At 72.6% G+C, this 21,998-nt stretch carries 21 protein-coding genes; 13 read left to right on the top strand and 8 right to left on the bottom strand.

What is annotated here, in order from left to right:
- Positions 1–54: 54 nt before the first annotated feature.
- The 4 genes from BN1555_RS22090 to fabF all read left to right on the top strand — a co-directional run bounded on the left by BN1555_RS22090 (position 55) and on the right by fabF (position 3,660).
- Positions 55–975 (top strand): ACP S-malonyltransferase, encoded by a 921-nt coding sequence (locus BN1555_RS22090; protein WP_093801001.1) that lies wholly within the window; start codon positions 55–57, stop codon positions 973–975.
- Positions 976–987: 12 nt separating this feature from the next.
- The gene (locus BN1555_RS22085; protein ID WP_093801000.1) at positions 988–1,992 is read left to right on the top strand and encodes a ketoacyl-ACP synthase III; all 1,005 of its coding nucleotides are present in this window, start codon (positions 988–990) and stop codon (positions 1,990–1,992) included.
- A 69-nt stretch (positions 1,993–2,061) separates the two neighbouring features.
- A complete protein-coding gene (locus tag BN1555_RS22080; RefSeq protein ID WP_093800999.1) occupies positions 2,062–2,319 on the top strand; it encodes an acyl carrier protein in 258 nt (85 codons plus the stop codon).
- A 78-nt stretch (positions 2,320–2,397) separates the two neighbouring features.
- Positions 2,398–3,660 carry a beta-ketoacyl-ACP synthase II gene (gene fabF / locus BN1555_RS22075; protein WP_093800998.1) on the top strand — a complete coding sequence of 421 codons (1,263 nt, stop codon included), beginning with the start codon at positions 2,398–2,400 and terminating at the stop codon, positions 3,658–3,660.
- Between the two features lie 96 nt (positions 3,661–3,756).
- Here the strand turns inward: fabF and BN1555_RS22070 are convergent, their stop codons facing one another.
- Positions 3,757–4,251: a DUF3145 domain-containing protein gene (locus tag BN1555_RS22070; protein ID WP_093800997.1), complete on the bottom strand. Its 495-nt coding sequence runs from the start codon at positions 4,249–4,251 to the stop codon at positions 3,757–3,759.
- A 306-nt stretch (positions 4,252–4,557) separates the two neighbouring features.
- On the opposite strand from BN1555_RS22070, the gene BN1555_RS22065 reads away from it, so the two are divergent.
- Positions 4,558–5,472, top strand: coding sequence for an SGNH/GDSL hydrolase family protein (locus tag BN1555_RS22065; protein ID WP_093800996.1), 915 nt, complete (start codon positions 4,558–4,560; stop codon positions 5,470–5,472).
- A gap of 24 nt (positions 5,473–5,496) precedes the next feature.
- A complete protein-coding gene (locus BN1555_RS22060) occupies positions 5,497–6,450 on the top strand; it encodes an aldose epimerase family protein (protein ID WP_093800995.1) in 954 nt (317 codons plus the stop codon).
- Positions 6,451–6,569: 119 nt separating this feature from the next.
- Here the strand turns inward: BN1555_RS22060 and BN1555_RS22055 are convergent, their stop codons facing one another.
- Complete coding sequence (locus BN1555_RS22055) at positions 6,570–8,996, bottom strand: beta-glucosidase family protein (protein WP_255306447.1); 2,427 nt, start codon at positions 8,994–8,996, stop codon at positions 6,570–6,572.
- Between the two features lie 178 nt (positions 8,997–9,174).
- Here BN1555_RS22055 and BN1555_RS22050 point away from each other — a divergent pair, with 178 nt between their 5' ends.
- A complete protein-coding gene (locus BN1555_RS22050) occupies positions 9,175–9,750 on the top strand; it encodes a TetR/AcrR family transcriptional regulator (RefSeq protein WP_093800994.1) in 576 nt (191 codons plus the stop codon).
- A gap of 134 nt (positions 9,751–9,884) precedes the next feature.
- A complete protein-coding gene (locus BN1555_RS22045) occupies positions 9,885–11,117 on the top strand; it encodes a pyroglutamyl-peptidase I (RefSeq protein WP_093803551.1) in 1,233 nt (410 codons plus the stop codon).
- Positions 11,118–11,183: 66 nt separating this feature from the next.
- Here the strand turns inward: BN1555_RS22045 and BN1555_RS22040 are convergent, their stop codons facing one another.
- Entirely contained in the window at positions 11,184–11,792 is a 609-nt protein-coding gene (locus BN1555_RS22040; RefSeq protein ID WP_093800993.1) for a LysE family translocator, read from the bottom strand.
- 58 nt (positions 11,793–11,850) lie between these two features.
- On the opposite strand from BN1555_RS22040, the gene BN1555_RS22035 reads away from it, so the two are divergent.
- Positions 11,851–12,582 (top strand): carbon-nitrogen hydrolase family protein, encoded by a 732-nt coding sequence (locus tag BN1555_RS22035; protein WP_093800992.1) that lies wholly within the window; start codon positions 11,851–11,853, stop codon positions 12,580–12,582.
- A 4-nt stretch (positions 12,583–12,586) separates the two neighbouring features.
- Here the strand turns inward: BN1555_RS22035 and BN1555_RS22030 are convergent, their stop codons facing one another.
- Both BN1555_RS22030 and BN1555_RS22025 read right to left on the bottom strand, forming a co-directional pair.
- Positions 12,587–13,381, bottom strand: a complete 795-nt coding sequence (locus BN1555_RS22030) for an EI24 domain-containing protein (RefSeq protein ID WP_093800991.1) — start codon at positions 13,379–13,381, stop codon at positions 12,587–12,589.
- The gene (locus tag BN1555_RS22025; protein ID WP_093800990.1) at positions 13,374–13,877 is read right to left on the bottom strand and encodes a GNAT family N-acetyltransferase; all 504 of its coding nucleotides are present in this window, start codon (positions 13,875–13,877) and stop codon (positions 13,374–13,376) included. Before BN1555_RS22025 ends, BN1555_RS22030 begins: the two co-directional genes overlap by 8 nt.
- A gap of 329 nt (positions 13,878–14,206) precedes the next feature.
- Here BN1555_RS22025 and BN1555_RS22020 point away from each other — a divergent pair, with 329 nt between their 5' ends.
- Both BN1555_RS22020 and BN1555_RS22015 read left to right on the top strand, forming a co-directional pair.
- Positions 14,207–16,789 (top strand): M14 family zinc carboxypeptidase, encoded by a 2,583-nt coding sequence (locus BN1555_RS22020; protein WP_093800989.1) that lies wholly within the window; start codon positions 14,207–14,209, stop codon positions 16,787–16,789.
- 90 nt (positions 16,790–16,879) lie between these two features.
- Positions 16,880–18,052 (top strand): serine hydrolase domain-containing protein, encoded by a 1,173-nt coding sequence (locus tag BN1555_RS22015; RefSeq protein WP_093800988.1) that lies wholly within the window; start codon positions 16,880–16,882, stop codon positions 18,050–18,052.
- Between the two features lie 141 nt (positions 18,053–18,193).
- Here BN1555_RS22015 and BN1555_RS22010 read toward each other — a convergent pair whose 3' ends face one another.
- Complete coding sequence (locus BN1555_RS22010) at positions 18,194–18,622, bottom strand: organic hydroperoxide resistance protein (protein WP_093800987.1); 429 nt, start codon at positions 18,620–18,622, stop codon at positions 18,194–18,196.
- A gap of 67 nt (positions 18,623–18,689) precedes the next feature.
- Positions 18,690–19,709: an NADP-dependent oxidoreductase gene (locus BN1555_RS22005; protein WP_093800986.1), complete on the bottom strand. Its 1,020-nt coding sequence runs from the start codon at positions 19,707–19,709 to the stop codon at positions 18,690–18,692.
- A gap of 91 nt (positions 19,710–19,800) precedes the next feature.
- On the opposite strand from BN1555_RS22005, the gene BN1555_RS22000 reads away from it, so the two are divergent.
- Positions 19,801–20,223 (top strand): MarR family winged helix-turn-helix transcriptional regulator, encoded by a 423-nt coding sequence (locus BN1555_RS22000; RefSeq protein WP_093800985.1) that lies wholly within the window; start codon positions 19,801–19,803, stop codon positions 20,221–20,223.
- 73 nt (positions 20,224–20,296) lie between these two features.
- On the opposite strand, the gene BN1555_RS38540 is transcribed toward BN1555_RS22000, so the two are convergent.
- Complete coding sequence (locus tag BN1555_RS38540) at positions 20,297–20,848, bottom strand: hypothetical protein (RefSeq protein ID WP_093800984.1); 552 nt, start codon at positions 20,846–20,848, stop codon at positions 20,297–20,299.
- 445 nt (positions 20,849–21,293) lie between these two features.
- On the opposite strand from BN1555_RS38540, the gene BN1555_RS21990 reads away from it, so the two are divergent.
- Positions 21,294–21,902, top strand: coding sequence for a hypothetical protein (locus BN1555_RS21990; RefSeq protein WP_093800983.1), 609 nt, complete (start codon positions 21,294–21,296; stop codon positions 21,900–21,902).
- Positions 21,903–21,998: the final 96 nt, after the last annotated feature.

The following is a 21,998-nucleotide window of genomic DNA, read 5'->3' as shown; positions in this document are numbered from 1 at the left end:
CTTGGTCCCTGTCCCCACGGGCCCGCACAGCCGTCCACAAGAGAGAGTGTGAGGGTGCTCGTACTCGTCGCTCCCGGCCAAGGCGCCCAGACGCCCGGCTTCCTGACTCCCTGGCTCGACCTCCCCGGCGCCGCCGACCGGCTCGCCGCGTGGTCCGACGCCATCGGGCTCGACCTTGTCCACTACGGCACGCAGGCCGACGCGGACGCGATCCGCGACACGGCCGTCGCACAGCCTCTGCTGGTCGCCGCCGGCCTGCTGTCGGCCGCCGCGCTGGACGCCCGTACCGACGTCTCGGCGGTCGCCGGCCACAGCGTCGGTGAGATCACCGCCGCCGCGTACGCCGGCGTGCTCACCGAGGAGGCCGCGCTCGGTTTCGTACGCACCCGCGGGCTGGGCATGGCCGAGGCCGCCGCCGTCACCGAGACCGGTATGTCGGCGCTCCTCGGCGGTGACCCCGAGGTCGTCGCCCCGCACCTGGAGAAGCTCGGCCTGACCCCGGCGAACGTGAACGGCGCGGGCCAGATCGTGGCCGCCGGCACGCTGGAGCAGCTCGCCGCGCTGGAGGCGGACAAGCCCGAGGGCGTACGCCGCGTCGTACCGCTCAAGGTCGCCGGCGCGTTCCACACGCACCACATGGCCCCCGCGGTCACCGAGCTGGGCAAGGCGGCGCAGGACCTGGCCGTCTCCGACCCGGCCCTCACGTACGTCTCGAACGCCGACGGCAAGGCCGTCTCCACCGGCTCCGATGTCGTCGCACGTCTGGTCAGCCAGGTCTCCAACCCGGTCCGCTGGGACCTGTGCATGGAGACCCTCAAGGAGCTGGGCACCACCGCGCTCATCGAGGTCTGCCCCGGCGGAACGCTGACGGGGCTCGCCAAGCGCGCACTGCCCGGTGTGAAGACGCTCGCGCTCAAGTCCCCCGACGACCTCGACGCGGCCCGCGCGCTCATCGCTGAGCACGCGGCGCGATAGGAGCCCGAGAGCATGTCGAAGATCAAGCCCAGTCAGGGCGCCCCGTACGCGCGGATCATGGGTGTCGGCGGCTACCGTCCGACCCGTGTCGTGCCCAACGAGGTGATCCTCGAGACAATCGACTCCTCCGACGAGTGGATCCGCTCCCGCTCGGGCATCGTGACCCGCCACTGGGCCTCCGACGAGGAGACCGTGGCCACGATGTCGATCGAGGCCGCGGGCAAGGCACTGGCCGACGCCGGGATCACCGCCGAGCAGATCGACGGCGTCATCGTCTCCACCGTCTCGCACTTCAAGCAGACCCCGGCCGTCGCGACCGAGATCGCGGACAAGATCGGCGCGAACAAGCCCGCCGCCTTCGACATCTCGGCCGGATGCGCCGGCTTCGGCTACGGCCTGACCCTCGCCAAGGGAATGGTCGTCGAAGGCAGCGCGCAGTACGTCCTCGTCATCGGCGTGGAACGGCTCTCGGACCTGACCGACCTGGAGGACCGCGCGACGGCCTTCCTGTTCGGCGACGGTGCGGGCGCGGTCGTCGTCGGCCCCGCGCAGGAACCGGCCATAGGCCCGACCGTGTGGGGTTCCGAGGGCGACAAGTCCGAAACCATCAAGCAGACCGTTCCGTGGTCGGACTACCGCAACGGTGGTGAGGTCGCGAAGTTCCCGGCCATCACGCAGGAGGGCCAGGCGGTCTTCCGCTGGGCCGTCTTCGAGATGGCGAAGGTCGCCCAGCAGGCGCTGGACGCGGCCGGGATCACCGCGGACGACCTGGACGTCTTCATTCCGCACCAGGCGAACATGCGGATCATCGACTCGATGGTGAAGACTCTGAAGCTGCCGGAGCACGTCACGGTCGCCCGTGACGTCGAAACCACCGGCAATACCTCGGCCGCCTCGATTCCGCTCGCGATGGAGCGGCTCCTGGCGACCGGGCAGGCGAAGAGCGGCGACACCGCACTGGTCATCGGCTTCGGGGCGGGTCTCGTCTACGCCGCGACGGTCGTTACCCTCCCCTAGGCACGTCCGGACCGTTCCGGGCCTGCCGCTTTACCCCATTCCCTCAGCCCAACACGAAGGAGCGCCACAATGGCCTTCACCCAGGAAGAGATCGTCGACGGCCTCGCCGAGATCGTCAACGAGATCGCCGGTATCCCCACCGAGGACGTCCAGCTGGACAAGTCCTTCACCGACGACCTGGACGTCGACTCGCTGTCCATGGTCGAGGTCGTCGTCGCCGCCGAAGAGCGCTTCGACGTCAAGATCCCGGACGAGGACGTCAAGAACCTCAAGACGGTCGGCGACGCCGCCGACTACATCGCGCAGCACCAGGTCTCCAAGGCCTGAGCCTGACATGCGTCTGTCGCCGCCCGGCGGTGGCGCCGTGAAAATTCAGCACCCTCTACACGTGGAGAAAGAATTCCTGTGAGCCAGACCAATCGCACCGTGGTCGTCACCGGTATCGGCGCAACAACACCGCTGGGTGGCGACGCCGCATCGACCTGGGAAGGTCTGATGGCAGGGCGCTCCGGCGTCAAGCCCCTGGAAGGCGAGCGCTTCGCCGAACTTCCCGTCCGCATCGCGGCCCCCGCGGCCGTCGACCCGGGCGACGTACTGCCCCGGCCCCTGGCCCGCAAGCTGGACCGCTCGGCGCAGTTCGCGCTGATCGCGGCCCGCGAGGCGTGGGCCGACGCCGGTTACACCGACAAGGCGGGCGAGGACGACAAGGTCCAGCCCAACCGTCTCGGTGCGGTCATCGCCTCCGGCATCGGCGGCGTCACCACCCTGCTCGACCAGTACGACGTGCTCAAGGAGAAGGGCGTACGCCGCGTCTCCCCGCACACCGTGCCCATGCTCATGCCGAACGGCCCCTCCGCCAACGTCGGCCTGGAGGTCAACGCCCAGGCGGGCGTGCACACCCCGGTCTCCGCGTGCGCTTCCGGCGCCGAAGCCATCGGCTACGCCGTCGAGATGATCCGTACCGGCCGCGCCGACGTGGTCGTCGCCGGCGGCACGGAGGCGGCGATCCACCCGCTGCCCATCGCCGCCTTCGCCAACATGATGGCGATGTCCAAGAGCAACGACGAGCCCCAGAAGGCCTCGCGTCCGTACGACACGGGACGGGACGGCTTCGTCCTCGGCGAGGGCGCGGGCGTCGTCGTCCTGGAGTCGGCCGAACACGCGGCCGCGCGTGGCGCCCGGGTGTACTGCGAGGTGGTGGGCCAGGGTCTGTCCGCGGACGCCCACCACATCGCGCAGCCCGAGCCGACCGGCCGCGGCATCGCCGTCGCCATGCAGAACCTGATCGACGACAGCGGGCTCAAGCCGTCCGAGATCGTGCACCTCAACGCGCACGCCACCTCGACCCCGCAGGGTGACGTCGCGGAGATCAAGGCCCTGCGCCGGGTCCTCGGTGACGACCTCGACCACGTGGCGATCTCCGCCACGAAGTCGATGACCGGTCACCTGCTCGGTGGTGCCGGCGGCATCGAGACCGTCGCGACGGTCCTGGCGCTGCACCACCGGACGGCTCCGCCGACCATCAACGTCGACGACCTGGACGCCGACGTGGACGCGGACATCGTGCGGGACAAGCCGCGCGCACTGCCCGAGGGAACGATCGCCGCGATCAACAACTCGTTCGGCTTCGGCGGCCACAACGTGGTGCTGGCCTTCCGTACGGTCTGATCCGCACACAGCGGCACGGCGGCACGGACGAAGGTCCTGCCGGGAGCTCGCGAGCTCCCGGCAGGACCTTCGTCCGTATGCGGCCCTGTCGCCCCGTCAGACGACCTGGTGGAGCCAGCGGACGGGGGCGCCCTCGCCCGCGTACCTGAAGGGCTCCAGTTCGTCGTCCCACGGCTTGCCGAGCAGCTTGGCGACCTCGGCCTCCAGGTCGGTCTCGCCGCCGACCGAACGGGCGAGGGCGGCGCGCAGCCGGTCCTCGGGGATCAGGATGTCGCCGTGCATCCCGGTGACGGCGTGGAAGATGCCGAGTCCGGGCGTGGAGCTGTAGCGCTCGCCCTCCGCCGTGGGGGACGGTTCGGCCGTCACTTCGAAGCGCAGCAGATGCCAGCCGCGCAGGGCGGAGGCGAGTCTGGAGGCCGTGCCCGGCTGGGCCTGCCAGGAGAACTCGGCTCTCCAGGTGCCGGGCGAGGCCGGCTGTCTGATCCAGTCGAGATTGACCCGCACGCCGAGTACGCCCGCTACTGCCCATTCGACGTGCGGGCACAGCGCGCGCGGTGCGGAGTGAACGTACAGAACTCCACGTGTCGTCACCGGGACCTCCAGTGTGGGACGAGGTTCGCCTTCCCCAGCGGCCTCGCGCCCGTACCGCCTCTTCCCGGTCGGCTCCCGAGGTTGTCAACAGTAAACAGCATCGGGAGTGAATCTCCTGAAAAGGGACAGTATGTGACGTGATGTAATTTACCGGTGCCCCGGATGGGCGAAGCGCTGCTGGTTCGACGGGGAAAAACTACCGTGCGGCGGCACCCGGCGGGTGACGTACTGTCGGTCCGGGGTGCCGTGAACACGAAGCTTTCACTCGCCAGGGCGCCCGCACGACGCCACGGAGGGGACCACGGGATGCGGGAGAGCCGTCACAGCCGCCGGTCGCGCGCCGCCGTCGCCACCGCGACAGCGGCACTGCTCGTCCTCCTGGGCGGGCTCGCGGGGTGCGACGCGGGGAACGCCCCGGACGGGGGCGGCTCGTCGGCGGGGCCGCGGCCCGCCCCCCGACCCACTCCGGTGTGGGACCGCAGCCCGGCGTCCATCGCCGCCGTCGGGGATTCGATCACGCGCGGTTTCGACGCGTGCGCGGTGCTCGCGGACTGCCCCGAGGTGTCCTGGGCGACGGGTACGGACGCCACGGTGCGCAGCGTGGCGCTGCGGCTGCTCGGCACGGCGGGTGTGGCCGCGCGTACCTGGAACCATGCGAAGTCGGGGGCGCGGATCGCCGAGCTGCCGGAGCAGATGACGCGGGCGGTCGCGGACGAACCGGAGCTGGTGACGGTCATGGTGGGCGCGAACGACGCGTGCCGCGACGACGTGTCGCACATGACATCGGTGGCTGACTTCCGCACGTACTTCGAGACCTCGGTGAAGAAGCTGCGCAAGGAGTTGCCCACGTCGCAGCTGTACGTGTCGAGCGTGCCGGATCTGAAGCGGCTGTGGTCCCAGGGGCGCGGGAACCCGCTCGGAAAGCAGATCTGGGAGCTGGGCCTCTGCCAGTCGATGCTGGGCTCGCCGGACGCGATGGACGCGGCGGCGGTGGCGCGGCGGGAGTCGGTGCGGGACCGGGTCGTCGCGTACAACGAGGTACTGAAGGACGTGTGCGGGAAGGACGCGCGCTGCCGGTACGACGGCGGGGCGGTCTTCGAGTACCGGTTCACCGGAGCGCAGTTGAGCCCCTGGGACTGGTTCCACCCGAGCAAGAACGGGCAGGAACGGCTGGCGGAGATCGCGTACCGCAACATCACGGCCGAGGAACCCCCGGCGTAGGCCGTTCGCATAGGGTTCCAGATCATGAATGCGGAACTCTTCGGCACGCTCGACGACGGCACGCCCGTCCACCGCTGGGTCCTGGAACGGGACGGGGTGGTGGTGCGCGTCCTGACGTACGGCGGGATCGTCCAGTCGGTGGAAGTACCGGACCGGGACGGGCGGGTGGGCGCTGTCGCGGTCGGGTTCGACCGTCTCGCCGGCTACCTGGAGCGCCCGGAGCCGTACTTCGGGGCGCTGGTCGGCCGGTACGCGAACCGGATCGCGGGCGCGGCTTTCGAGCTGGACGGGCGGACGTACGCCCTGGCGCGCAACAGCGCGCCGGACAACAGCCTGCACGGCGGCGAGCGCGGTTTCGACAAGCGGGTGTGGGACGCGGAGGCGGTGGCCCCGCACGGGGTGCGGCTCTCGCGGGTCAGCCCCGACGGCGAAGAGGGCTTTCCGGGGCGGGTCGAGGTCTCGGCGACGTACACGCTGGAGGAGGGCGGGGCGCTGCGGATCGCCTACCGGGCGGTGACGGACGCGCCGACCGTGGTGAACCTGACGAACCACACGTACTGGAGCCTCGGGGGCGGCGGTCCGTACGAACTGCGGCTCGCGGCCGGGGCGGTGACTCCGGTGGACGGGGGCGGGATACCGACCGGGGAGATCCGGCCGGTGGCGGGGTCGCGGTTCGACTTCCGTGAGGCGCGGGTGCTCGGGGACGGGTACGACCACAACTTCGTGCTGGACAAGGGTGTGACGGACGAGGCCGAGGTGGTGGGTGAGTTGTACGACCCGGGGTCGGGGCGCGTGGTGACCGTCGCGACGACCGAGCCGGGGGTGCAGGTGTACACGCCGGACGGGTTCGACGGGGTCGCGCTGGAGACCCAGCACTTCCCCGATTCGCCGAACCGGCCGGAGTTCCCGGCGGTGGTCCTGCGGCCGGGTGAGGTCTTCGCCTCGGCGACGGTCTACGGGTTCGGGGTGCGGGGATAGGCGGCGGGTACGGGTCCGGATGCCCTGCGGGGCCGTTCCCCGCCCGCCCTTCCCGGAGCCGGGTCCTGCCCTCCGGTCACGGGAAGGGGCGGAACGGGCGGACAAGCCCCCGCAGGGGTTCAGTCCTCGATGTCCAGGGTCGCGGTCAGGCGGATGTCGGCGAGGGAACGGCCCGTCCGGACCTCGTACGTTCCGGGGACGAAGGACCAGGAGCCGGTCTCCTCGTCCCAGACTTCGAACGCGCGGCCCGGCAGCGCGATCCGTGCCTCCGCCCACTCGCCCGGCCCCGCCTCGACACCCGCGAACCCCGCCAGCCAGCGCACCGGACGCTCCACCGGGTCCGCCTGCGGGGCCAGGTAGACCTGGACGACCTCCCGGCCGGTGCGTGACCCGGTGTTGCGGACCCGGACCCTGGCCGTCGTGGGGGTCACCTCCAGGGACTCGTACTCCCAGGTGGTGTAGCCCAGGCCGTGGCCGAACGCGTACGCCGGGACGGCGCCGGCCCTGTCCCAGGCGCGGTAGCCGATGAACAGGCCCTCTTCGTAGCGCAGTTCGCCCTCCGTCGGCACGACCTGCGTCACCGGTGCGTCGGTGAGGGCGGCCGGCCAGGTGGTGGGCAGCCGTCCGCCCGGCTCGGCGGCGCCGAGCAGCACGTCGGCGAGCGCGGCGCCGCCCTCCTGGCCGGGGAACCAGCTGAGCAGTACCGCCGCCACGTCCTCGCGCCACGGCATCTCCACCGGGGAGCCGGAGTTGACGACCACGACGGTGTTCGGGTTGGCGGCGGCCACCGCGCGGACCAGGTCGTCCTGGCGGCCCGGCAGGCGCAGGTCCGTACGGTCGAAGCCCTCCGACTCGACGCGCTCGGTCGTGGCGACCACGACGACCGCCGCATCGGCGTCACGGGCCGCTTCGACGGCCCGGGCGATCAGTTCGTCGGCGTCGCGCCGCGGCGCCCCGTGCAGGAACGAGAACACGACCGCCGGGAGCGGGGCGCCGGCCGTCCCCGCGACGGGGTGGACGAGGGAGACCTCGACCGGCTCGCCCGCGGCGAGGCGGACGCGGCCGCGCTCGGCCGGGGCGCCGAAGAGCGCCTCGAAGGGGTCGCCCTCGCCGCCCGTTTCCTGGGCGCCGTCGTAGAGCACCTCGCCGGCGACGGTCAGCGTGAACGCGCCGAGGCCGCGGGTGCCGAAGGCGTGCTCGCCGCTTTCGCGCGGGGTGAAGGTGCCCCTGACCTCGACGCTGTGGAGTGCCTCGTGGGTGACGCCGTCCGGCAGGTCGTCGCCGATCCACTGCACCTGCCCGCCGGGAAGCGAGCGCGTACCGATGATGCCGCCGGCGGCGTCGCGGCAGACGGCCCGGAGGATGAACCCCTTGCCGGCGGGGCCGAGTTCGTCGCTGGGATCGGCCCCGACGGCGTAGGCCGGGGCGGAGTCCACGAGGGCGGCGGCGAGGCCGTCGAGAGGGGCGACGACCCGCTCGGGGAAGACGGTGGCGGAGCCGCCGCCCAGGATGCGCGCGTCGCGGGCCGCCGCGCCGACGAGGGCGAGCTTGCGGAGCTTGGAGGGGTCGATGGGGAGGGTGTGGTTCTCGTTGCGCAGGAGGACGAACGCGCGGCGGGCCACCTCGCGGGCCAGCGCCTGCCCGTCGATCGCGGCCGGCGGTTCGGTGACGACGGGCGGGGCGCCTTCCAGGGCGCCGACGCGGGCGGCGAGCCGCAGGACGTTGCGTACGGCGCCGTCGACGGCGGACTCGTCGGCCTCGCCCGACCTGACCGCGCCGGCGAGCGCCTCGCCGTAGACCGTGGCGGGGCCCGGCATGGCGACGTCGAGGCCGCCTTCGATACCGCCGGTGGTGGAGCGGGCCGCCGTCCAGTCGGAGACGACGAAGCCGTCGAAGCCCCACTCGCCGCGCAGCACCTCGTTCTGGAGGTGGCGGTGCTCGGTCATGCTCACGCCGTTGACCTGGTTGTACGCCGCCATGATGCCCCACGGGCGGGCGTTCTTGACGATGGCTTCGAAGGGCGCCAGGTACAGCTCGCGCAGGGGGCGCGGCGCGATGACGTTGTCGACGGTGAAGCGGTCGGTCTCGGCGTCGTTGGCGACGAAGTGCTTGACGGTCGTGCCGACGCCGCCGTCCTGGACGCCCTTCACGTAACCCGAACCGATCTCGCCGGTGAGGTACGGGTCCTCGGAGTAGCACTCGAAGTGCCGGCCGCCCAGCGGCGAGCGGTGCAGGTTCACGGTCGGCGCGAGGAGGACGTGCACGCCCTTGCGGCGGGCCTCCTGGGCGAGCAGGCGGCCGACGCGGCGCGCGAGCTCCGGGTCCCAGGTCGCGGCGAGCGCGGTCGGCGACGGCAGCGCGACCGACGGGTCGTCGGCGGTCCAGCGGACACCGCGGACACCGACCGGGCCGTCGGACATGACCAGGGACTTCAGGCCGATCTCGGGGAGCGCGGGCAGCGACCACATGTCCTGGCCGGCGAGCAGGCGGGTCCTGACGTCCAGGCCGAGCTTGCCGAGGGCCGCTTCGACGGCCTCCTCGCGCATCCGGCCGGCGTCCTGGGTGGGGGGTTCGGCTGCCACGGCGGTACCTCCTCGTCGAAGTCCTGCTGGTGCCTCCATCGTCACGCGTCCACCTGTAGGGCGGTAGGGTTCGTTACCCTTCCGGGATGCACGGGGATGGCGTACCGTCCTGCCAGCACGTACGAGGGGAAGGAACCGGGCGATGGCCAGGGCCAGGAGCCAGGAGCGGCGGGCGGAGATCCTCCGCGCGGCCCTCGGAGTGATCGCCGAACGCGGCTACCGGGGAGCGTCGGTGAGCGCGGTCGCCGAGCGCGTGGGCCTGACCCAGCAGGGACTGCTCCACTACTTCCCCACCAAGGAGGCCCTGCTCGTCGCCGTCCTGGAGGAGCGCGACCAGTGGGACACCGGCGGCCCGGGGAGCGGGGCCGGAGCCTGGCGGCCGGACCTGCTCGACTCACTGGTCGAGTACAACGCGATGCGCCCCGGCGTCGTACAGACCTTCTCCGCGCTGCTGGGCGAGAGCGTGACCGAGGACCACCCGGCGCGGGAGTTCTTCACCCACCGCTACGCCCAGGTCCGCGGGGACATGGCGGCCGCCCTGCGTGCCGAGTACGGTGACCGGCTGCCCGGCGGGCTGACGCCGGAACGGGCGGCGCCGCTTCTGGTGGCGGTCATGGACGGGCTCCAGTACCAGTGGCTGCTCGATCCGCAGGCGGTGGACATGCCGGCCGCCTTCCGCGACTTCCTCTCCCTCCTGCAGCACGAGCCCGCCCCGTAGCGCACGGCGCAGGCGTACCGGGATACTTCCGCCACCCGACGGAAGGATCACCCGTGTCCCCCATACACCCGGCACTTCTCCGGCGCCACGCACTCGGCGTCGCGTTCCTCACGCTCGTCCCCCTCCTCGGGGCGCTGCCCGCCACGGCGGCGGAGCCGGTGGCGGTGGATCCGGCCACCGTCGAGGAGCAGCGGCTGGAACGGGCCGCGCCGCAGGAGATCCTGCGGCGCAGCGGATTCGACACCGTGGCGGCGGACTTCGGGAAGACACTGAGCGGTGCGCGGTCGTACGCCGCGGCCGAGCGGGCCGTCGTACGGCACGGATCACGGCTGTGGCAGCGCGCCGTGGACCGGGCGCAGGGGCGGGGCCCGGCGGAACACGGAGGGCGTGAAGCGCTTTCCCGGAAGGACGGTGGCGGGCGGCGGGCGGCCCTGAGCCGGGACGACGACCGGCCGCTGTACTGGGCGCGGCTGGGCATGACCCGCGAACTGCGGCAGTGGCAGGCGCCGTTCGGGCTCTCCGGTGCGGCACGGGCGAAACTGCTGGACCGGCTGGAGCGGTCGTCGCGCGGCCAGGACACGATCCGCTTCCCGGCGACGAAGACGGCGGCGGACAAGGGCATGAAGCGGGTGCTCGTCACCGGCTTCGACCCGTTCACGCTGGACCGGGACGTGCGGATCAGCAACCCGTCGGGCGCGACGGCGCTCGCGCTGGACGGCACGGTGGTACGGACCGCCGCCGGCCCCGCGCGGATCGAGACGGCCGTCTTCCCGGTCCGCTGGCAGGACTTCGCGGACGGCACGGTCGAGCGCGCCCTGCGCCCGCACCTGCCGCACCTCGACCTCTTCACCACCGTCAGCCAGGGGCGGGTCGGCCGGATCGACGTCGAACGCTTCAACGGGGCCTGGCGCGGCGGCTTCCCGGACAACGAGAACGTCTCGCGCACGGAGACCGTTCCGGTGGCCGATCCCGCCTCGCAGCCGCAGTGGACGGCGACCACGCTCCCGTACCAGGAGATCGTGGCCGCGGACACCGGCCGCTTCCCGGTGTACGACAACACGTCGGTGACCGAGGTCCCGGCGGGCGCCACCGCCCCCGTGGTCCGCCCGGACGGCCCGACCGCGGGCTCGACCGCCCGCGCGGGCGGGGGCGGCGACTACCTCTCCAACGAGATCGCGTACCGGGCGACGCTGCTGCGCGACCGCCTCGGGCTGAAGGAGCTGCCCGGCGGGCATGTGCACACGCCGGTGCTGCGGTTCGGTGCGGGCAACACCACCGAGGTGACCGACCCCGCGTTCGTACGCAACCGGCTGGACATCGTCGCGCAGGTGCGGGCGATCGTGACGGTGGCGGCGGGCACGCCGTAGCGGAAGCGGCCGGCACGCCGTAGCGGAAGCCCGCGGGCGGGCTTCCGCCGGGCGGCGGGTACGGGGTCAGCGGGCGAAGCCCAGGGTGACTCCGAGCCCGATCAGTGCCGAGCCGATCGCGCGGTTGAGGGCCTTCTGGCGGCGCAGCAGGGCCGCGCGCAGCCGGGAGTCGGAGAAGAAGAGCGCGACCGCACCGAACCACCCGAGGTGGGCGGCCGACATGAACACGCCGTAGCCGGCCTGCTGCCACACGGGCGTCCCCGGCCCGACCACCTGGGTGAAGGTCGACACGACGAAGAGTGTCGTCTTCGGGTTGAGGACGTTGGTGAGGAAGCCGGAGCGCAGCGCGCCGAGCGGGCCCGGCTCCGGCTTCGACTCCAGGTCTACGGTGAGGTCGGCGCGGGCGGTGAAGGTCCGGACGCCGACGTAGACGAGGTAGGCCGCGCCCGCCAGCTTGACCGCGGTGAAGAGCCCGGTCGACGAGGCGATCAGCAGTCCGACGCCGAACATCGTGTACGTCACGTGGACGAGGACGCCCGCGGCGACTCCGCCGGCGGCGAACAGGCCGGTCGTACGCCCGTAGAGGCAGCTGTTGCGGACGACCATCGCGAAGTCGGCGCCCGGGCTGACGACGGCGAGGAGGGTGATGACGGCTACGGCGGTCACTTCGGTCATGGGGTGATGCCGGCGCCCGGGCGTCCGGCCATCAAGCGCTTTGCGGATACTGGACCTCATGATCGTGGCCACCGCGCAGTTCACGTCCGAGCCCGGTTCCGTCGACGCGAACGCGCAGCGGATGGCGGCGTACGTCCGGGAGGCGGCCGGGCGCGGAGCCCGCGTCACCGGCTTCGCCGAACTGTCCCTGACCGGGTACGAACTGGAACTGCTCGCCCGGGATCCGTCGCTGCTCGTCACGCCCGGCGACCCGCGCCTGGAACCGGTCGGGGCGGCCTGCCGCGAGACGGCCACGGCAGCCGTGGTCAACTGCGCGGCCCCGGCCGTGGACGGCGGCGGCCGGCCCGCCATCGCGTCGTTCGTCCTGGGTCCGGACGGCGCGCTGCTCACCCGTTACGACAAGCAGCATCTGTACGAGAACGAACACGACGTCTTCACACCGGGCACGGGCGACGGACGGTTCGAGCTGGACGGTGTGCGGTTCGCGCTGGCGACGTGCTTCGACAGCCACTTCCCGGACGTCGCGGAGCGGGCCGCCGCCGACGCCTGCCGTGTCTACATGGCGAGTTCGCTCTACGGGAGGGGGAACGGCGAGCGGGAGCGCCTCGCGGTCTATCCGGCGCGGGCGAGGGACCACGGGCTGTACGTCGTCCTCGCCAATCACGTGGGACGGGCGGGGCCGTACGACGCCTGCGGGCTGAGCGCGGTGTGGGGCCCCGACGGTACGGCGCTCGCCGAGGCGGCGCCGGACGGGGCGGGCCTCGTCCTGGTGGAGGTGCCTGCGCGGTAGCCGCCTACGCGGTGGCGGGGGGCAGGGCCGTGCCGGCGTGGTCCGCGTCGGCCGACGGCTCCTCCAGCAGGTCCCGCGCCATCAGCGTCGCACCGGCCACCGCGCCCGGCATCAGGAAGACCGCGACCAGCGGCACGAGGAACGCGAGGGTGAGCGGGACGCCGAAGCCGAGGGTGAGCAGGCGGCGGCCGCGCAGCAGGGTGAGGCGCTGCTTCAGCTCGACGCCGCGCCGCTGGAGCGCCACGGACGTCAGCTCGTGCGCGAGGAAGAAGCCGGAGACGCAGAAGCCGAGCACGGGGACGACGGTCTGGCCGACGACGGGGATGAAACCGCAGGCGAAGAGCAGGACGCCGTACAGCACCACCCGGGCCAGGACGCGCAGGCTGTCGCGGGCGGAGATCCACAGCTCGCGGACGAGCGGGAGATCCGACTCGGGGGCGGTGCCGTCGGGGGACACGGAGCGGTCGACGCGCTCGGACAGCTCCTCGTAGAAGGGCTGGCCGACGAGCAGCGTCACGGCGGTGAAGGTGATCACCGCGAGGAACAGCGCGAGGGCGAAGAGCAGGGCGGTCAGCGCACCGCGGAAGAGGCCGAGCCAGGGCGAGCCCCAGTCGTCGGCGAAGGGCGTGGCCCAGGCCGCGAGGTCGTCGGCGCCGTAGACGAGCCCGATGAGGGCGCCGACGTACAGCACGAAGGTCACCAGGCCGGGCAGCAGCCCGAAGCCGTAGGACTTGCCGTGGCGGCCGACCCACCGCTGGCCCTTCATCAAGTAGCCGAAGCCCACCCCGAGATCACGCATGCGAACAGCCTATCCACTGCCCGGGGCGGACCTGGTACCGCGTACCCGGCCGGCCGTCCAGGTCGGTGTCGCCGACCGGGACGAAGCCGTTGCGGGTGGGGACGGCGCGCGAGGCGGGGTTGTCGGCGGTGGTGGCCGCGGTGAGGGTTTCGAAGCCGTGGTCGGTCGCGGCGCGCGTGCGGATCTCCCGCACGGCCGCGACCGCCGGGCCCCGGCCCGTGGCCCGCTCGGCGATGCGGTAGCCCAGGTCGGCGGTCGCGTCCGTGACGTCGACCAGGTTGACGCGTCCGAGGACGGCGCCCCGCTCGTCCACGAGGAGGTGGAAGTGGCACAGACCGGCTTCCTGCTCGGCGAGGAGGGCGGCGTGGCGGGCCTCGAAGCCGGTGAAGTAGTCGTCGCCCCGGTCGGGCACCGACCGCGCGAAGTAGGCGCGGTTCTCCCGCTCGAAGGCGAGAAGGGCCGGGGCGTGACCGTCACGCAGTCGCGTCAGGCGCAGGGAGGGGGCAGGAGCGGCATGGGTGGACCGTACAAGGCGTGAGCACGCCCGTCACTCGCGTTCCGCCCGCAGGCGGGTGCGGGGCGGAACGGACCGTGCGCGGTGCCACCGTGACGGCCGGTGGTGACCGGATCCGCCGGGCGGAGTTCCGCGGGCGGGGGCCGTCCCGCGTCCGCCCGCACGGGCCGGGGGCCGCTCCGGCCGCCGGCCCCGCCGAGGCTCCCTCCCCGGCGCCGGGTGTGCAACGCCCTCTTGTTGTGGGGGGATTCACCAGGTAGACCCTGCGTAACGATCATCCCTGATCGCTTCCGACGCATCCGGAGACACGCATGGGCACAGGCATACCGAGACCTCTCCTCATCACCACCGCCGCCGTGGCAGGCGCACTTCTGCTCTCCTCCGTCCCCGCCGCCGCCCGGCCCGGCCCTCCCGCCGACGGCGGCGGGGACGGGAACGGCGTTCACCGGGAACGGGCCGGCGGCGGCCAGGGGAAGGCGGCGCGCACGCCGGCGGGCGCCGCCGCCGCGGCGCTCGACGGCCGGGCGCCCTCCGGGCCGCGGCACGACGGCGGATATCCGCGCCGTACCCGCCTCGCCCCGCCCGCGCCGGATCCGGCCGACAAGTCCATCAGGCTGGGGCTCACGCCGTACCACTCCATCGCCCCGAAACTCAACGCGCTGCAGAAGCTGGGCGACCGGGTCAGCGTCGAGATCGCCGGGCGGTCCGCCGGCGGCCGCCAGCTGTACCTGGTGACCGTGACCGCGCCGGAGAGCGACCGTGAGGCCCGCGAGCAGGAGCGGATGCGGGAGCTGATCGAGAACGCGCCGGCCGCCGCCGCCAAGGACCGGCGCGTCAAGGCGGACTACAAGGCGCCGGTGTTCATCAACAACAACATCCACGGCAATGAGTGGGAGGGCACGGACGCCGCCCTGAAGCTCATCGAGGAGCTCGCGAAGGCGAAGGACCGCAAGACCGCCGATCTGCTGGCGAAGACCCGCGTCTACCTCAATGTGACCGCCAACCCCGACGGGCGGATCGCGGGCACCCGCGCCAACTCCAACGGCTTCGACCTCAACCGGGACTTCATCACCGCCACCCAGCCCGAGGCGCGCGCGATCCGGCAGATCGCCATCGACAAGCAGCCGGCCGTCATGATCGACCTGCACGGGTACGTCAACGGCACGCTCATCGAGCCGACGACCCCGCCGCACGGCGAGAACTACGAGTACGACCTCTTCCTCAAGAACTCCTACGCCAACGCGCTGGGGATGGAGCGGGCCGTCAACGGCCTCGGCTACACGGCGGAGAAGGACGGCGTCGAGCCCGCCGTCATCCCCTTCCGCGACCAGGAGGAGGGCTGGGACGACTGGCCGCCGATCTTCACGCCGCAGTACATGCCGTTCCAGGGCGCGGTCGCGGCGCACACCATCGAGTTCCCGATGCAGGTCAACAACCGGTCGTACGACACGCTGCCGGTCGCCGAGCTGCGCCGCAGGGCCGCCATCAACACGGACATCGCGGGCGCGGCGATGCGCGCGACCCTCGACTACACGGCCGGGAAGCGCTCTTCGGTCGTCGCCGACCAGATCGAGACGTTCCGGCGCGGCGCGGCGGGTGCCGCGCAGGTGCCGGTGTCGGAGGAGACCGTTCCGGGCGTGCCGGGGATCGGCCCCGAGGACGTCTACACGACGGACTTCCCCCGGGCGTACGTCGTCCCGGCGGGCCGGGGCCAGCGGTCCGCGACGGCCGCGGCCCGGCTCGTCGACCACCTCGTCGCCAATGACGTGAGGGTGGAGCGTGCCCGGCGGGACTTCCGGCTCGGCGGCCGGTCGTACGGGGCGGGGTCGTACGTCGTCGACATGCGTCAGCCCAAGCGCGGGCTGGCCAATGTGATCCTGCACGAGGGGCGGGACATCAGCGCGGACGTCTCGACGATGTACGACATCTCGGGCTGGAGCCTCGGCCTGCTGTGGGGCGCGAGCGTCGAGAAGGTGCAGAAGGCTCCCGGTGGGGTGGATGTTCCGGGGCGCGCGGTGCGTGCCGCGACGCCGACCGGTCACGTCGCTGCGCGCGGCGACCTCCGGCTGCGGCTCGGCGACCCCAGGGAGCTGGCCGCGCTCAACTCCCTGCTGAGGGACGGCGTGAAGGTGCGGCGCACGGCCGACGGCAGCGCGCTCGTGCCCGCCTCGGCCCGCGAGAAGGCCGCCGCCCTCGCCGTCCGGTACGGCGTCGCCTTCCACGCCACCGAGGCCAGGGGCATCGCCCCGCTGCACCGCACCCGGGTCGCTGCGGCCGTCACGCCCGGCGAGCTGTTCGCGCTGCGCGAGATGGGCTTCGAGGTGCTGCCGGTCTCGACGGCCGCGCTCAACGCGGGCTTCGACTGGTCGGGGGCCGAGGTGCTGTTCGTGTCGTCCGGGCTGGAGTACGGGAAGCTGGACGCGGCCGCGCGCGGCTCACTCGACGCGTTCCTCGCCGGCGGTGGCGGCCTGGTCGGCCGCGGCGCTGCGGGCGCGGCGTTCAACGCCGGAGCCGGTCTGCTGGCGGCAAAGCCGGTCGAGGGCAACGGGGATGCCAACGGCGTCGTCCGGGTCTCCCACGCGGACGGCGCGGTGTCCGGCGGCGCGCCGGAGCACAGCTTCGTCTACTCGCCGATGTGGTTCACCGACCTCGGCCCCGGCGTGCGGGTCGAGCAGTCGTACGGCACGGGGAACCCGCTCGTCTCCGGCCACTGGCGCGCGGCCGGTGACGGCAGCGGCGGCCCCGAGGACGCGGCCGGGCAGGCGGCCGTCGTCAGCGGTACGTCGGCGAAGGGCGCGGAAGTCGTGCTCTTCGGTACGGAGCCGCTGTTCCGCGCGCATCCGAAGGGCGCCTTCGCGCAGGTCGGGCGGGCGTTGATCCACTCGGCGGGCTGAGCCCGGAATAATCCCCCGGCGGCCGTTGCTTGATCCCCCGGTCACTCACCCGTGGCACACGCACACGCAGTTTCGAGGGGGGAGCACACGATGCCGGAGAAGGTCACTGTGCAGGGCACGGTCGCCGAGGGATTCGAGGGCGTACGGGAGGAGTTCGCCGCCGTACTCGCCGAGGAGCGGCCGGGCCACGCCGACGCCCAGCTGGCCGTTTTCACGGGAGGCCGGCAGGTCGTCGACCTGTGGGGCGGGGACGAGGTCACGGGCACCACGCTGCTCAACGTCTTCTCCTCCACCAAGGGCGCGGCGTACCTGGTCGTCGCACTCCTGGCGCAGGACGGCGTACTGGACCTGGGCCGTGAAGTGGCGTACTACTGGCCGGAGTTCGGGGCGGAGGGCAAGGCGGATCTCACGCTGCGCGAACTGCTCGCGCACCGGGCGGGGGTCGTCGGCGCCGACACCGGGTTCACGGACGAGGAGCTGACGGACGACCGCGTCATCGCGGAACGGCTGGCGGGGCAGCGGCCGTACTGGCGGGCGGGCACCGCCTTCGGTTATCACGGGCTGGTCATCGGCGCGCTGGCCGGTGAGGTCGTGTACCGCGCCACGGGGAAAACCCTCCAGGAGGTCTTCGAGGAGCGGGTCCGGGCGCCGTACGGCCTGGACTTCCACCTCGGGCTGCCCGAGGAGCTGGAACCGCGGGTCCTGGACATCCAGCCCATGGACCCGACACCGGCGCAGCGGGCGGAGCTCGACGCCGGCGCGGTCTCGCGGCACAGCCTGGGCGGCATCGCGTTCAACCTCCACGGGGAGAGGCCGACGGACCTGGTGGAGTGGGCCAACACACGGCTCGCGCGCGCCCGGGGCAACGCCTCCGCCGCTGGTCTGGCCCACGCGACCGCCATGGCGAAGATGTACGCGGCGGCCGTCGGTGAGGTGGACGGGCGCCCTCCGCTGCTGGAGCCGGACATGATCGCCGAGGTCGGCCGGATCCACTCGGAGGGGTACGACCTGGTGAGCCGCTCGCGCGGCGCCTTCGGCCTCGGCTTCCTGGCCCTTTCGGACGACTACCCGGCCCTGGGGGCGGGCGCGTTCGGGCACAGCGGGGCCGCCGGCTCGCTGGCGTTCGCCGACCCGCGCAGCGGTGTCACGTACGGCTACACGCGCCGCAGGTTCGCCTTCCCCGGCGGCGCGGCGCCCGAGAACGGCCGGCTGTCGGCGGCGGTCATGCGGGCGGCGACGGAGGCCGCGGGCGTGGTGGGTTAGGCCGTCCGTCCCCGCGAAGCCGTTCCCGCCGACTGCCTACTGACGGCCGGCGGCCGGCGGCTGAAGCGACGGCGAAAGGCCGCACCCCGCGGACGGGGTGCGGCCTTTCGGCTCACACGGTGCTTCGCGTCCCGACGGATGTCAGACGACGGCCAGCTCGACCTTGATGTTGCCGCGGGTCGCGTTCGAGTACGGGCACACCTGGTGCGCCTTCTCCAGCAGATCCAGCGCGGTGGCCTCGTCCACGGTCGGGATGTGCGCGGAGAGCGCGACCTCGAGGCCGAAGCCGCCGTTCCCGTTCGAGCCGATGCCGACCTTCGCGGTCACGGTCGAACCGGAGATGTCCACGTTCTCCTTGCGCGCGACGACGCCCAGCGCACCCTGGAAGCAGGCGCTGTAGCCGGCGGCGAAGAGCTGCTCCGGGTTGGTGCCGGCGCCGCTGCCGCCCATCTCCTTGGGCGGGTTGACGACGACGTCGAGCTTGCCGTCGTCCGACGCCACGCGGCCGTCACGGCCGTTCTCGGCGGTGGCGACAGCGGTGTACTTCACGTCTATGTCGAGAATGGTCATGCTGAAGCATTCCTCCTGCTGTGTACGCCGCGGCTCGCGCCCACGACCGCGACGGCTGGGGGTGAGCTTATCGGGTGAGCGAAACGATCATCTTGCCGGTGTTCTCGCCCCGGAGGAGACCGACGAACGCGTCATAGCCGTTCTCGATGCCCTCGACGACCGTCTCGCTGTACTTGAGCTCGCCCGAGCGGATGTACGCCGAGACGTCCTGGACGAACTGCGGCTGGAGCGCGGCGTGGTCGCCGACCAGCACGCCCTGGAGCCGCAGCCGCTTGCCGATGATCAGCGCCATGTTGCGCGGCCCCGGCGTGGACTCCGTGTTGTTGTACTGCGCGATCATGCCGCAGATCGTCGCGCGGCCGTGCACGTTGAGGGAGCCGATGGCCGCTTCGAGGTGGTCGCCGCCGACGTTGTCGAAGTAGACGTCGATGCCGTCGGGCGCGGCCTCGCGCAGCTGCTGCGCGACGGGGCCGTTCTTGTAGTTGAAGGCGGCGTCGAAGCCGAGGTCCTCGACCAGGTGCTTGACCTTCTCGTCGGAGCCCGCCGAGCCGATGACGCGCGAGGCGCCCCGCAGCTTCGCCAGCTGGCCGACCTGGCTGCCGACGGCACCGGCCGCGCCGGAGACGAAGACCGCGTCGCCCTCCTTGAAGGAGGCGACCTCGAAGAGGCCCGCGTAGGCGGTGAGACCCGGCATGCCCAGGACGCCGAGGTAGGCGGAGAGCGGGGCGAGCGAGGCGTCGACCTTGGTCGCGTGCTTCGCGGGGACGTCGGCGTACTCGCGCCAGCCGAGACCGTGCAGGACGTGGTCGCCGACGGCGAAGCGCTCGTCGGCGGAGGCGATGACCTCGCCGACCGCGCCGCCGTCCATCGGCTGGTCCAGCTTGAACGGCGGGACGTACGACTTCACGTCGTTCATGCGGCCGCGCATATAGGGGTCGACCGAGAAGTGGAGGTTGCGGACCAGGATGCGGCCCTCGCCCGGCTCGGTCACCGGGGCTTCACGCAGCGCGAAGTCCTCGGGCTTGGGCCAGCCGTGCGGGCGGGCGACGAGGTGCCAGGAACGGCCGGTCGTGGGCAGTGCGGTCATGCGGTGCGACCTCCTAGAAAAGCTTCAGATGATGAAACAACAATGCTCCTGGATATTTAATGTTGTCAAGTAAGTGGGTACGATGAAGCACATGTCCCCTCGTGCAGACCACCTGACCCGCGAAGTCGTCGAGCTCATCGGCGAGGTCGTGGCCCGCTACCACGAGGAGTACGACGAAGCGGCGGCCAAGCACTCACTCACCGGCGCCCAGGCGCGCGTACTGACTCTGCTCTCCGGTGAGGCGTTGCCCATGCGGCGCATCGCGAAAAAGTTGAAGTGCGAGCCGTCGAACGTCACCGGGATCATCGACCGGCTGGAGACGCGCGGCCTGGTGGAACGGAAGCCGGACCCCGCCGACCGACGCGTCAAGCTCGCCGCCGTCACCGAGGACGGGCGCCGGACCGCGGACCTGCTGCGCGACTCGCTGGACTTCGCGCGCGAGCCGCTCGGTGAACTGTCGAACGACGAGCGCACCGCACTGCGGGACCTGCTGAAGCGGATGCTCGGGGGCTGACCCCGGGGCCCTCCGCCCCCTCCCCCGCCCTCTCCGCGCCCTGCCCCTCTGCCTCACCCGCCGTCCGGCCGGATCAGGTGCACCACCACAGGAACCGGTCGCAGGTCTCGGTCGGCGTGGGTTCCGGTGTCGGCCGGGGGGAGCCGGGGCCCGGATCCGCGGACGACGCCGGCGGCGGAGCCGGCGACGCGGGCGATGCGGGCGCGGACGACGCGCCGCTCCCGGTCTCCGACGGTGCGCCACCGGTCTCCGCGTCCAGAACCGTCGCGGCGCCGGTGCTGGTGGCGGTGTCACTGGCACTGGGGCTGTCGGCGTCCGTGGCTTTCGCCGAGGGGGACTCCGACGCCTTGGCGGACGGCGAGCCGCTTTCCGAAGCCGAGGCCGAGGCCGAGGCCGAGGCCGAGGCGGTACGTGCCACCGCCGACGGATCCGCCCCCGTGCTCCCCGCGCCGCCGTCGCCGGTCCGGGCCGGCTGCCCGTCCGAGCCTGTCCCGTTCGGGCCCCCGCCCTCACCGTCGCCCTGCGCGGCCCCGGACGCCAGGCCCCCGCCCACGGACTCCGTGGCGAGCTCGGCCAGGCTCAGCGCGCCCCCGGCCAGCACCAGGCCCATGCAGACGAGGACCATCTTGCTGCACCGGCGCCGGTGCGCCCTGCGGGCGCTGCGGGCACTGCGGGCACGCTGGGAACCAGTACGCCGGGCGGCACGGCCGGGACCCGCAGGGCCCTCGGGACCCTCGGAAGCCTCGGGGCTCGACGACGCTACGGGCACGGCAGGCCCGGCCGGCTCAGCAAGCCCGGCCGGCCCGGTGAATCCTTGGGGGCCGTCGTCACCATGACGGGCGTCGTGTTCCGACGGCGTCCAGGGCGCGGCGTGACCGAATCCACCGGCGGGGGCTCCGCATCCGGCACAGGCCAGAGCGCCGTTGAGGTGCCTGCGGCAGGAGTAGCAGTAATCCATGGCGCCCGCAGGCTACGCGTCCCAGGGGAGGCATCGGGGACCGCACCCGTGAGGATCTTGTGTGGAACTTCGTGTTCCGCAGCGTGTCGGCAGGGCGGGGCAGAATGGGCGTATGCATACGGGCACGCACCCCCTCGGACCCCTCGACTTCCAGCTGGTGCTGTTGCGCCGGATGGCCGACCACCAGCCGGGCCTGGTCGAGGACGCCCGCCGGGAGCTCGGAGCGACGGCCGCGGAGATGCGCGAGGCCAATCGCCGCTGGCAGAGCGGGAGCCACTCCCCCGCCCCCAGAGCCACGGGGGAGAACCGTCCGGCGCGAACGCGCGGCGCCGTGGCGCGCTACCGCTCGGTGCTCGGGCCGCCCGAGACGTCCGTACGCCGCAGGGTCGGCGACCTGGAGTGCGTCGCCCTGGCCTGGCCGGTGCCGCTCTGGCCCGGTCTGCGCTTCGAGGTGCTGACCGCGCCGGGCGGCGCCGTAGGGAACGAGTGGCTGGTCCGCGCCCCCGGCGCCCCGGCACCCGAGCTGCGCACGGTCGGTGACCTGCGCCCCTGGTCGTGCACCGTCGACGAGGTGGCCCGCGCCTTCCCGACGGCCCGCCCGATGGAGGGAACGGCGCCCACGCGGTGGCGGCTCGGGCTGACACTGCCCGACGGGAAGGCGTGCGTCGCGGAGTTCACCTGGGGTTTGTTGCAGCGCGTGGAGTTCCCTGACACCCCGTGACACCGGGCCGCCCGGCTCCTGGCACGGCGTCAGCTCGTACGCCCGACCGGCTCATCCCAGCGCGCGCACGGCCACCGGCCCCCGCACGATGCGAAG

Source organism: Streptomyces sp. Wb2n-11 (assembly GCF_001049855.1).
GTDB lineage: Bacteria > Actinomycetota > Actinomycetes > Streptomycetales > Streptomycetaceae > Streptomyces > Streptomyces altiplanensis.
Note: the sequence above shows the minus strand (reverse complement) of the source record. Positions and strands in the feature narration are given on the sequence as shown.